Origin of the sequence: Paenibacillus sp. FSL R5-0636 (assembly GCF_037974255.1) — a bacterium.
In the GTDB taxonomy this organism is placed as follows: domain Bacteria; phylum Bacillota; class Bacilli; order Paenibacillales; family Paenibacillaceae; genus Paenibacillus_AQ; species Paenibacillus_AQ odorifer.
In genome coordinates, this window is sequence record NZ_CP150232.1 from 5212112 (window position 1) to 5225018 (window position 12907).

The window sequence follows — 12907 nt, forward strand, 5'->3', positions numbered from 1 at the left end:
TACGAGATAAATATAACCGCTTTCAAAAATGCTGTCAACTATTAATTTATTCAGGTATATTTGAGAAATCAAAGAAACCAGAAGACAAGGATAAGCCATAAGCTAAATGCCGGAGGGTAAATGTTTGTAGGGTTAGAGATCACCAAACCCAATAGATAAGAAGGATTGAGAAGCTGAGTTAGAAGACAAGGAGAAAAACCGCAATAGAGAATCCATGCAATCGCTATGTGCCTAACCTTAGAGGTGAAGATGCACGTGCACAGTTCGTAGTGTACTCACTGCAGACGGAGGGGAAAACGAAGAAGCTACAATTGCGTTTGATAGTCTCGTTCATATCAGCGATTGGAGCAACAGTCCGTTCGCGGAGCGTCTGTCAAATCAACAACTTCAACCCTACTATGAAACAAAGGGTGTCCCAGCCACCATTTGCATGGCTTTTGGGACACCCACTTTCACTTATTACTACTTATTACTACTTATGATTGTTATTCTTTTGAGGATGGTGGTGTTGGCACTGATGTATATTCATTTACTTCAAAAGTAATGATTTTATCGTAAATAATATAGTCTTTACGACTTTTAAAAGGACCTTTGTTATTGGACTGTTTGTCGATTGCAAAGGTTACAGGACCCACGCCTTTACCACGATTCTCATACCATTCCACGAAAGCATTAACTACTGCGATGGACACATCATATTCTTTCTGCTCTCCGGTATTAAGCATAATGAACAGGAGAGCTCTGTCACCATTGTCTTCACCCACATCACCCACGTTAGGCTTAGCGGAAGCTTCATTTGAATTGGCACTCTCCGTTTGTCCGTACAAAGCAGTCACTACATAATAATAGGTTGTTTCGTTCACTACATTGGTATCCAAATAGGTTAGTGTGGTTGAAGGAACAGTAACTAATTTCAAAGAATACGGCCCTCCTGCTGCTGTTCCACGTTTCACAATGTATCCAGTAGCACCATTTACAGCTTCCCACTTTAACGTTACCTGTTTGTTTCCACCTACCGCAGTGAGATTCGTCGGTACTTTCATTTCAAAATTAGGTGTAGCAGAAACCTCATTGGAGAGGCCGCTTTCGCCTGTACCTATTTTCCCTATAACAGTATAATAGTAGGTTTCACCATTTATAACATTACTATCCAAGTAGGTGTAAGTAGTGCCTGTAACGGTTTGGATATCAATGTAAGGACCACCCGCTGTGTCACTTCGTTTTACAATGTAACCTGTAGCATTAGCCACGGCAGCATCCCAATTCAAAGTAACTTTAGCATTCCCAGCAGTCGCAGTAAGATGCGGAATTGGGCTTGCCTCTCCGAAAACGTTGAATTCACGTACATACAAGTTGGCTGTAGTCGTTGATTTGATTACAACGGTATACACACCTGTTAAACGACTCGGAAGTGTTTCAATTACATCATTCGCAGCAGGAGTGTATTCACCGATTTTGATATTATTTTTGTCGTAGAATTGTACGAGTGATTTATAACTACTCGACGCGTTATTTATAATAACCGCTTCAATATCCAGTGGTGCAGAGAACGTATACCAAGCAATGTTGGTACCCATATTTTTTAATGTAGCTGCATTGTTATCTGTTAATTCTCGCACTGTATTAGCTGTCGTACCTACCGATGCGCCTACATTGATTGGCAATCTATCTAATAATCCTCCGGTATATTTCGTTGCATTGGGTTGCGCACTCATCACATTTGAATTTCCGCTTTCACCTGCTTCATTGTTACTAGTGACGACATAGTAATATGTTGTTCCATTTGTAACCGTGGAATCGCTGTAGCTTGTTCCCTTTACATCGGTAGCGATTGTTGCGAATGGTCCAGTAGCTGATGTAGACCGTTTGACGTTATACCATTTTGCTCCAGTCGAAGTCCAAACAATTTCAGTTAATTTATCCCATCCTGCAGAAAAACTAATTGTCGGTGCATAAGGTGCAGCCGTTGGATTTGAGAATAGGTTGAATTCACGTACATATAAGTTGGCAGCAGACGTTGATTTAAGCACAACCGCATATACACCTGTTACAGGACTCGAGAGTGTTTCTACTCCATCATTCGTAACAGGAGTGTACTCACCGATTTTAGTATTATTGTTATCGTAGAATTCTATCTTTGAACTATAGCTGCTCGACGCGTTATTTATAATAACTGCTTCAATATCTTGTGGTGTAGAGAACGTATACCAAGCAATGTTTGTACCCATGTTTTTAACTGTAGCGGCATTGTTATCTGTTAATTCTCGCACTGTATAAGCTGTCGTGCCTACCGATGCGCCTACATTGATTGGCAATTTATCTAATAATCCTCCGGTATATTTCGTTGCATTGGGTTGTACGGCAGCCGATACAGTGGAGTTAACACTTTCACCTGCTTCATTACTAGAGGCGACGACATAATAATATGTTGTACCATTTGCAACTGTAGTATCGCTGTAGCTTGTTCCCTTTACATCGGTAGCAATAGTAGCGAATGGTCCAGTAGCTGATGTAGAGCGTTTGACGTTGTACGCTTTCGCTCCGGTCGAAGTCCAATTAATTTCAGTTACTTTGTCCCATCCTGCAGAAAAACTAATTGTCGGGACATTAGGTACAGCTGTTGGAGTTGTGTATACGTTGAATTCACGTACATATAAGTTGGTAGCAGACGTTGATTTAAGCACAACCGTATACACACCTGTTATGGGATTCGAAAGTGTTTCTACTCCATCATTCGTAACAGGAATGTACTCACCGATTTTAGTATTATTGTTATCGTAGAATTCTATCTTTGAACTATAGCTGCTCGACACGTTATTTATAATAACTGCTTCAATATCTTGTGGTGCAGAGAAAGTATACCAAGCAATACTTGTACCCATGTTTTTAACTGTAGCGGCATTGTTATCTGTTAATTCTGAGACAGTATAGAAAGCACTACCTACACTGACTCCCACATTCATAGGAAGACCATCCAATACTCCCCCTTTGTATGTAGTTACCGCTGCCGAAGCTGATAGCGGTGGAATCAATTGAAACAGCATTGCAAAGACTACAAATAAATAACTAATTTTTTTCAAGCTTGTTTCCCCCTGTATAGTTAAATTTTGGTTATTGCGATCAACTTATATTATAATACTGCAAGGTGGAATAATTGTGAATACTTACACAAACAGTTTATCCCTTCCAAGGAATACTTTGTGAACGTTTATATCCAGTTAGATCCATTAAAGGAAATACATGATTTTATAATTGCCAAAGACTATGGGACCAACATCAATGTGCATTACTTACAAGTAGATAATTGAACCAAAATCATGTTCCATATATGATAGCTTTATCATTTTTTTCAAGAGAGGCTTCAGTTTTGTGACAATATAAATCAATGAACAGATAAGAGCATTGGAGGTGGTGTTGACTGGACTTAGTGGCGAGAAGCTCGGGGTCGCCTCCAGAGAGGAGGCGCTGGCAATGGCCCGTTCGCAAGGAGCATATTTGGTGTGCACCTCGCCGATGAGTAGCCTGCCGCCGTGCAGCCTGATGGCGAAAGACAAGGAAAAGCGGCGGCGTTCAAGGCGGATACCGGACGAATGTCCAGGTGAAACAGTAAAGAGAAGGTCAAGGAACTGCGCTTCACCGCGCATATCGAAGAACATAATGATGACACGAAGCTTTGCCAGGCAGACAAACATCTCCGCTCTGGCAAGCCGGTACAGTTGGTCGTTAGAGCATCGGGCGCAAAGGAAGCCACTGCCTCGAAGGCAGTACTGGAGCGTCTAGTGGCCGATGCGATGTACCTTAATTGAAAGAAAATGTGCGCAAAGAACAGTTAACTAAACCCCAAACTTATGATTTTCATCCCTAGCCGCGAAATATATGTTGGGTTTGTCTACTTATTTGAACCCTCAAATTTCGGAGCGTCACTGCCGGTTTCACGAATATCAACACTGGTGCGGATGTGGGTTGTGCAAATAATTTACCGCAAGGTGGAAAACAATATCTTACTAAACCGAATTCCAGCACCGCATATGGGGCTCAGGCGAGTACTTTCAGCACAATTGAATATGCGCAGATGAGTGTGGTTGACGGATAACTCCTCAAAACCCACCTACTAAGGCGGATTCTTCTAACTGCTCATATGATTCTGTTGAATCAGGGAAATGTTCACAAAGCATTGACGTGCTTGGTGTAATCAAAGATTGTATGTTCATTGAGGTTATTCGCTTTCTTCTAATTGATAAACTGTTTAATGCTCTTCCATTGTTGATAGTGCTGCCTTTAACTTTTGTTAAACGTATAACCATTAAAAAGTCTCCTTTACTGTTTAATCAGATACAGCAAAGGAGACTTATATACTTCTACGCAAATTCTGTATTCCTAAGGTTTTCACTATGATGCCGGGGACGTGGCAAGTACCGCATATTTCGAGCCATTGTTTCAAACATCAGCGACCATCGTCCGGTTTCTTCCCCTGCTCTTGGCCAGGTATAACGCTTGATCCGCCTTCTCCAGCAGCCCCTCCCGCTCCAATGCATGAATAGGATAATGGGCGATTCCTAGAGAGATCGTAACCTGTGTCGGGATTGGCCCCCTGCTTTGTTCCATTGCCCGCCGGACTCTTTCAGCTATGGTGAAGGCTTCCTCGGGTCTAGTGTGGGCTAGCAAGATGATGAACTCTTCACCGCCGTAGCGGTGGCAAACATCGTCTGGACGAAACGAGGTAACTATAACATTGGCTACATGTTTCAGCACTTCGTCGCCGATGAGATGGCCGTAGGTGTCGTTCACGAGTTTGAATTTGTCTACATCCAGCACAATGAGCGAAAACGGTTGTCCTGAGTCAATCCACTGACTCATCGTATACTCTAAGGATCTTCGGTTCATTAAACCGGTCAGAGCATCCGTCGTAGCCTCTTGGGTCAGTTGATCCGTCTGCTTCTGAATATCCGTCACGGCAAGCAACACAGCCTTGGTCAGCAGATCTGCCTCTCGGCTCCATTGCGGCTTCGCTTCTGGCAATTCAATCTTCTCCTTACCCATCCTGCTCACCAGATTTGCCAGGTACACAAAAGGCCGGGCCAGCTTGCGTGCTACGAGAATGACGCCCATCAGGAGTATAATGAACGGAAACAACGAATACCAGAGAATGGTCCGAAGGTGCCCCATCAGTTGATGATGGATGACACTAATCGGCGAAACGACCACAATTCCCCATCCGTTGGCTGGAACGCTGGAGTATCCGGCAAGCATTTCAACGTCACGGGTGTTACGCACTTGCTGTTCCCCACTCTCCCCATTCATGAGTTTCTGCACAACCTTGTTATTGCTAACATCCTCCCCAATGAGCTGCTTATCCGGGTGGTACAACAGATGCCCGCTTGAATCCACAATATAATAATAGGAGCCAGAATCGTCCACGTTATTATCGCCAAAAATCATAGACAAAATATTGTTCTCCTGCAGATAAAATGTGCCGCTCAAAATACCGCGATATATACCATTCTTGCTAAAAATCGGCTGACTCATAAAAACGATTAGTCTATTGGTGGTTTGGGTCATGTAGGGGGAGGATATGTAAGGTTTTTTTAGCGCCAAAGCTTCCAAACCGACCTTAGAAGTTATATGATTTCCTGCTGACCCCAAACTAGTCGGTACTACATTGCGGATCAGACCGTCGGCATTGAGCACGGCGATAGAATTGAAGTAATTGCTACTATTGCGCATCAGTTCCAAATTATCATTCACTTGCTTGGGCGTTAAGGTTTCGTCATCGGAGAGTGTCTCAGCACTGTATTCCAAACTGCTGCGCATGGACTGAAATAAGGAATCCATTGTTTTGGTCATTCGGTCAGCGTTGTAGTAATTCAGATGGAGCGTAGTCTCCATCAATGATTGTTTTTTGGACTCGTAAGAGCCAATCAGAAGAATGCTTGAAGTTAGTAGAACCACCAGCGTAACCAAGCCCGTAAGCAGCGATGTGAGACTGAGCTTTTTACTTTGACGCGGCTCGGCTCTTCTCAGTGTAAGCAAACTTTAACCCTCCTTGGTTCTTGAAAACTAGCTTAATCAATAATACAACAAATTAAGATGTTATTCGACAGTAATCAAAAGGCTCGGATCTCTCATACCACTGTGCTTACCGTTTGATATACGGCGGTTCATGAAATCTTCCATATTAAAAAACTCCTCTCCAGAGCTTGTGATTAGACAAGCACTGAAAAGGAGTGTTATCACCCTGATTCTGTGAGCTCGGATGTGATTCCAAGACACACAGAACCTTTAGTTTTTGACGGAAGCATTACTCAAGAAAAACAAAAAAACCTTGATTTCTCAAGGTTTTCACTGTGATGCCGAGGACGGGGGTCGAACCCGTACGGTACTCACGTACCGCAGGATTTTAAGACATGAGTTTTTATTGATATGATATGGAACTAAACTCAATAACCTAGTCATATCAAGGACTCAACCCGTTCTTATATTGTTCTCATTTGGACTGGTTTCTACTGGTTGACCTAGAGTCTGTCCCCAGTTCGTCCCCAGCCCGTCCCCTGCGATTATTTAACAAAACCTTGTATTATAAAGATAAAAATACCACTTATACTATAACCAGAGTTTTGATCCCTTGCAACAGAAATTAAAATCTGTGCAAGGATTTTTGTTGCTTCTTGGGTTAGTGTCTGGTTAATATCTAATTTGTGTAATTGCATGCCTCACTTCTTTGCTCTCATTAATTTGCATATCTAATAAAAACCTAAATGTAATCTATCAATTACTTGAAACATGCTAAAATATCTTTGGTTACAGAGAAACGCAAAACCCCACCAGTATAATCACTGATGAGGCATATTTTTACAATCGTATCGGTTGGGTGTCTTATGTCTATATTGAGCTAACGTTTCCCGTTAGCGCAACGACTTACTCTGTTGGATTTCGTGTTCCTCAACATAAAGCGGTATCAGAGAAGGCGGATCGTACCTTATCGCGGCCTTTAAACGACAAAATGGTGCCGATAGCCATAGCCCCATAGCCGCAACGAAATAATGAGCCTAATCCGACAGTGCCCGCATGATGTTGGATTTCGCCTCTGCCGCAATTGCTTCGTTCCCGTCATCGACCGCTTGCATTAAGATCAGTATGGGGATGTATACCGCGATTAGCCGCGCCAGCAGCTTCGTTTCCTCGTCCGCTCCTCCGTACGTTTCGAAAAACACGCCGCGAGCGTAAGGTGGTAAAAAGCTATAAGCAACGCTCAAATCGCAAGCCGGATGGCCTACGCTCAGATCGCCCCAATCAATGATGCCGGAAACGATCCCGTTCTCATTCACAAGCATATTTTTGAAATGAAGATCGCCATGTAGCAGTGCATTCACCGCCTCGACACGGTCCTTTTGCAGCCTGCTAATATACGCTTCGATCACACCGGACTCCTCCGGCGACAAGTGTTCAACCACCTTCGATAGAAAGCCCTCCAATTTCACTTTGCGCGATGCTATGTCCGTCAAGTTTCGATGATCTTGCTGAACTCCGCACTTCAGCGCCGCCTGCACCGGAAACTCATGCAATCTCCGCAAAAATTTCGCCAGCGTCTCTGCCGATAAAGCCCGGCGTTCTTCCGTCAAACCGATTGGGAAATCTCCTAGCACGTAGGCATAGCCAAGAAATGGTGCCGGGTATTCGTCACTTGCTTCGCCATAAAACAACGGTTTCGGATAGGGGATGGTTATATATGCCTCCAGCTTTGGCAGCAGCTTCCCTTCCATACGAATCGAGCCAACTGCAATCGTTCTTCTTGGAAACCGGAACACGTACTCGTCACCGATGAGAAAAACCGTATTGTCCCAGCCCCAGCCCAGTCGCTTCACTTGCTTCGATGACAGCTGAGGGAATTGTCTGCCGATCAGCGTCCGCGCCTGCTCTTCGTTAACCTCCCACTCCGCATCCCATACATTCGTTCCTCCCATGAATTGTCTGCCTCCTCGTTCCTTACGTTATTTAGATGTTTACATTCCCTAAAAGTTACGCATAACTGCCCGTTAGCTTAAATGAAAAAGCAGCCGGTTGTTTGAGCGGCTGCTTACATGTTTTTATTAAATTAACGTTTCCCATTAGCTTAATGATCATTTACTGATTCAGTACACAAGGAGCATTTGAAATTCCCCATATATTAGTTATCAAGTATTTTTTCCATTATCGCATTTCCATCATTGTTCTCAACTTCTTTATATTTTAGTTTTTTATATAGATTGTAGGCTGGTTCATTGAAATTAAATACACTAAGTCTGAGTTTTCTAATTCCTTTATCTTTGGCATCCTGCTCTATCAATTTCATAGTTTCAAATCCATATCCCTTATTTCTGTAATTTTGCTTAACCAAAAAATCACAAATGAATCCTGATGTATTCTCTTTTTCATACCAAATAAAACCAATTTTTTCTAAACTATGATTTATCATTACATATAAATAATTATTTTTTGTTGATAAACCCATCGGAAGTAGTTCATTGAATTCTTTTTCAGCACACTTATAAGCATCTTTATCGCTACTCATTTTAGATTTGATTAAATCTTTTGCATAGTCATTAACAGACCACTCTTTAAATTTTTCAAATTCATTTTCTGTCATATTTCGAATCTTTATCATTTATTAACCCCTATTCATTTAAATTTCTCGTTCGTATTTTTTCACAAACACGAGTTGTATAAAAGAAATTCCACTAAATAATCTTTTGCATAAGGCAACAAAATGTTGCGAATGAATTACTTTAAAAGTTTTTTGGGGCCGCTCTTTCAGATAATGTCATATTTACGAACTTCGTAAATAATTCCATATGTAGAGTATTCGCGAATTTATTGAGCCATCCTGCCCGAATCTAATTAGCTTTTCGTTCATCCTCAATTCCAAACAGTACAACAGATGCTTGCCCCACTGGATTTAACTCTATTTTTCACACTTCTTCTGTAAGGCTATTCCAAGCTATTTAACTTATTGATTACATTCTGAAGTCCCTATTTTGTTGACTTCTTGAAACAGAAAATTTCAAATTACTACTCCTAGTTTTGAGAGAATCCGATCCATTTCATCAAAATGTTCTTTGTCGCTTGAAGCAAAAATCAAATTAAAACTATCGTCATTATTCATCACCGTTATTATGCTGTCATCGTAATTCCCATAAAATTCGATGCCAATCCAATGCCGAAAGGAAATATCTTTGTTTTTAAAATTTTCACGAATAAAATCCAAGTCGGTTTGTTCAATGGAATAAAACGATTCACAGCCGTATTCAAGAGCGAATACGGTTTGCAAATAGGCCATCGCATGAAAAAAATCGGTCAATGCTTCAAATTCCATTTTCCATACCTTTTCATCGCAACTCATATAGACAGGGGGATTGGACCTGGATAAATCGTTCCTATGGATTCCCCAGACACAGGCACGCTGATTCTCGCAATAAAAAATTAAATATTCGCTATGCTTGAAGTATTGGAATTGCTCGGGTTTGATCAAACTATCTTGCGTATGATTCAGCCGCTCGTCTTTACCGAGTTCCAAATAATAATCTATAAACACCTGGGGCAATTCACCGAAATTATTTTTAATGGTTTGTATCTCATCATGACTAAACCCGTTTCGTTTCGTAATATGAAACAGCTTTTTAATCATTGTAAAATCAGTCATCCGCATCACACCTTATCCTTGTATAATTTGCTATCGATTGACTTAATTTGTCCAATATTATCATCCTTTGTTAAGGAATTTTTTCCGAAACCAATAAAAAACAAAAAAACCTTGATTTCTCAAGGTTTTCACTGTGATGCCGAGGACGGGGGTCGAACCCGTACGGTACTCACGTACCGCAGGATTTTAAGTCCTGTGCGTCTGCCTGTTCCGCCACCCCGGCATATTAACGATGTTTATCCGAATTTCCTACGCGCTTTATTCGTAACCACGCATGGGATACGTTCCGACAAGCGGAATGCCCTGCGTTTGAAGGCGCGCTTTATTCGTTAACCAACGAATTAGATCATACCATGCGCATGTCCGTACTGTCAACGGTAAATATTATTAATCTTGAAAGCCCGCTAGAACTACGATATAATACGAACATACATTCGCAATTAAAACGGAGGTCCTACGCTATGAAAAATCTACCCGCGCCGCCATCTTCGGATGACCTCGCTCTCATCGCACCGGCCGTCACTCTTCCGTTAGTTATAGCCGCGCTTAAACGTGATCGCCTCGTATTTATGGAGCCCGGTCTCCTAAAAACGCCATCCCCGTATACCGACGTTATCGACACCGCCATTGCTCGCGCGACTGCGGATCTGGACGCAGCTAAACGCGATATCTATCGGCGGGGCTTGCGCGTAGTCTCAACCGAACGTGTTGGCGCAAATTTTGTAGCGCACTATCTCTGCCGCGGTCACAGCGGAGAAGTTACGGTCGATATAAACGGCGGCATGGACGTTATGCGTGCGTATCTTACGCTTTTCGATAACTCCGTTCCCGCGCCTTAATCTCCGCCAACACTTCCGCAATCGGTCGTCCGTACTTCCGCGAGTGTGCCGCCGTGAGAGCTGCGTTATCTACGGACGCATAGCGCTTGCCGACGGGTACTAACGCATCCGCTACGAATGGCGCTTCGTATTCCCCTTCCCGCAGCCAACACGCGATAAACTGATATTGGCGCGTAGCTTCGAAAGCCTGCTGCGGATCATCGAACGTTTTCGAGAGATACGGCATCAAGCGCTTATACGTTTCAACGTGCGTGTTGCGGAATAAATGCCAATTAACGGACGCGGCAAGCAACGTATCAACGAAGCCAGGATATGAGTGGAACGCGCTGAAATCATGGAACGCGATAATCGGCGCTAGTTTATATTTCGGACCCTCGCGTAGCATCCGCTTAGTAAAGTGAACGAGTCCGCGCGACATAAATTGATGCGGTTCGTTAAGTACGAGTAGAGTTCCTGCGCCCTTTCCCGCCTGCGCAAGTTTAATAAGTAGCGTTAGCATTACGATCCAATATCCGAGCATCTCCTTAACGCGCTCAGGCATCGGTACGCCCTCCGGCATTACACATCGGATAATAACGACTTTCCCCTCCGCAACCCAGCGGTATAAATCCATTGCGGGATTATACGTTTGGCAAAACATCGGCTTCAAAAATTCGCTACTCGTTATCTGCGTAATCCGCCGCAGCACCGGTCCGTATATTTGCCCCTGCTTGCCCTCGCTCATCTTATCGAAATCGCGCCACGTATCCATATCGAATACATCGTCTAACTCCGCGATCTTCTGTTTCCGGAATGCCGCCGAAGTAAACATCGCTTTCATATCCGTTAGATCCCCGTTACACACTTTCGCCGCATCACGCGTAAATTCCGACGTCTGGAACTTATCCTCGTCACCGTCCGATAGCAAGAAATCCGTAAGATACTCCGCAATCGCATCGGCGGCTATCCGCTTATCGCTAACGTTATGGAGAACGGTCTGCAGTCCGAGATATGGCGCGTAGGCTGTATCCGCTAAATTAATATCAATAACGTCTTCCGGCGCTAAGTGGTCACGGACCGCGTCTGCCATGCCGCGTTGATTACCTGCGCTATCCTTATTATGTTCGTCGATGAAATCCGGTATTACTGCGCCGATTCCGTGCTTGCGCTTCGCCTCTACAACGAGATTGACTACGTGTTGATCCTTGCCCATACGCGGCGACCCGTTAACAGCGCGTGGCATATACAGTTTATCCGGGCTGTTCGTCGGAATATGAACGCGATGCTCTACACCGCGATCCGTAGCCGTTCCCGCAAGTATTCCGCGCTCATCCAGGAACGCACGCGGCAGCTCGATCTCTACGCGCCGATTTGACGTTAGGACTTCGGAAAACTCCGCTTGTAAATCCGCGGTCGGTAGCTGCGTTAATTTGCCGAGCTCATCTACGCTCATTATATTCGGAGCGATTTCGCGCACTTTCCATTCGCTAATTTCTGCGCGAGCCCTTACGTTAACCTTTACGCATTCCAGCCGATTGTCGCCCGCTAAACCTCCGTATGCGCTCGCTACTGACCGCGCCAACATCTCGCGCTTAATCGGATCGGCGGACGTTACGGCGCAGCGAATAGACGTTTTAAATACGGGTAGATTACGCTTATTCTTCGTCTGTGTAGATAGATCGCCATTAACGAGCAGCTCCGCGCGATCTGGATTAGGTAGCGACTTACGTTCGGACTTAATCGCTGGGCCTGCGCCATGATATAGCGATTTCTCCACGCCAGCCATTACGTCCTCTATCAGCGTTTTGACTTCGTAGAAGATATGCGCGGCGCCCATCGCTAGTGTACGCATTAGCCGCATTGGATCAAATCCGGGTCGGTACGCGAGCCCTCCGCCTTCCCACGTTTCCCACGCATAGTCCGCGAGTTTCTTCCATTTAGAGCGCGATACAGTTTCCGTCCGGATAAACACGCTAACCGCTTCATCTGCGCTTAATTCGTTCGTTACCCCGAGTAATTCGCGGATCGGTGTCGTCTGCTCGTTATAGCGGAAGTCTAACGAAAACATATCGTGGCGGCGGTATTTGAGCGCATATAAATCCGTATCGTCATCGTTCGGAAACGTAAAGTCGTCCGCGATTTCTAGCGTTGCCTTCCGCCATTGTTCGTGATTGCGGAATTTAACGCGGAAGGATTCGGCGAACTCGGCCGGCATAGCGCAATAAAACGTAATAGAGTCCGCAGCCATTTGCGTAATCCACCAAAAGTCCGGAGTCGGCTTCGTAACAATGCGATAACCTTCGCGACGTGGTTTAGTGCGTGCGGAGAATAGTTCGTAGAGTGAGCGTTGGAAGTTACGGGATGCGGAGTTTAGCGCAGACACATGCGGGATGATTTTATAAACGGTGTACAT

8 protein-coding genes and 1 tRNA gene are annotated in these 12907 nt (G+C 44.1%); 2 read left to right on the top strand and 7 right to left on the bottom strand.

Annotation, left to right across the window (positions count from 1 at the left end; all coding sequences use genetic code 11):
* Positions 1–485 precede the first annotated feature (485 nt).
* The gene (locus MKX34_RS23680; protein ID WP_076297428.1) at positions 486–3080 is read right to left on the bottom strand and encodes a fibronectin type III domain-containing protein; all 2595 of its coding nucleotides are present in this window, start codon (positions 3078–3080) and stop codon (positions 486–488) included.
* Positions 3081–3411: 331 nt separating this feature from the next.
* Between MKX34_RS23680 and MKX34_RS23685 the strand changes: the two genes are divergently transcribed.
* Positions 3412–3780, top strand: a complete 369-nt coding sequence (locus tag MKX34_RS23685; protein ID WP_256717671.1) for a hypothetical protein — start codon at positions 3412–3414, stop codon at positions 3778–3780.
* 657 nt (positions 3781–4437) lie between these two features.
* On the opposite strand, the gene MKX34_RS23690 is transcribed toward MKX34_RS23685, so the two are convergent.
* The 5 genes from MKX34_RS23690 to MKX34_RS23710 all read right to left on the bottom strand — a co-directional run bounded on the left by MKX34_RS23690 (position 4438) and on the right by MKX34_RS23710 (position 9899).
* Positions 4438–6030, bottom strand: a complete 1593-nt coding sequence (locus MKX34_RS23690) for a sensor domain-containing diguanylate cyclase (RefSeq protein ID WP_076297430.1) — start codon at positions 6028–6030, stop codon at positions 4438–4440.
* A 1016-nt stretch (positions 6031–7046) separates the two neighbouring features.
* The gene (locus MKX34_RS23695) at positions 7047–7961 is read right to left on the bottom strand and encodes a phosphotransferase (protein WP_038572780.1); all 915 of its coding nucleotides are present in this window, start codon (positions 7959–7961) and stop codon (positions 7047–7049) included.
* A gap of 203 nt (positions 7962–8164) precedes the next feature.
* The gene (locus MKX34_RS23700; protein WP_339203594.1) at positions 8165–8623 is read right to left on the bottom strand and encodes a GNAT family N-acetyltransferase; all 459 of its coding nucleotides are present in this window, start codon (positions 8621–8623) and stop codon (positions 8165–8167) included.
* 414 nt (positions 8624–9037) lie between these two features.
* Positions 9038–9676 (bottom strand): hypothetical protein, encoded by a 639-nt coding sequence (locus tag MKX34_RS23705; RefSeq protein WP_076297431.1) that lies wholly within the window; start codon positions 9674–9676, stop codon positions 9038–9040.
* 137 nt (positions 9677–9813) lie between these two features.
* Positions 9814–9899, bottom strand: a tRNA-Leu gene (locus MKX34_RS23710).
* A gap of 238 nt (positions 9900–10137) precedes the next feature.
* On the opposite strand from MKX34_RS23710, the gene MKX34_RS23715 reads away from it, so the two are divergent.
* On the top strand, positions 10138–10515 hold the full coding sequence (locus MKX34_RS23715; protein ID WP_076106512.1) for a hypothetical protein: 378 nt from the start codon (positions 10138–10140) through the stop codon (positions 10513–10515).
* On the opposite strand, the gene MKX34_RS23720 is transcribed toward MKX34_RS23715, so the two are convergent.
* Positions 10481–12079 carry a hypothetical protein gene (locus MKX34_RS23720; protein WP_179089328.1) on the bottom strand — a complete coding sequence of 533 codons (1599 nt, stop codon included), beginning with the start codon at positions 12077–12079 and terminating at the stop codon, positions 10481–10483. The two genes, MKX34_RS23715 and MKX34_RS23720, sit on opposite strands and share 35 nt — an antisense overlap.
* Positions 12080–12907: the final 828 nt, after the last annotated feature.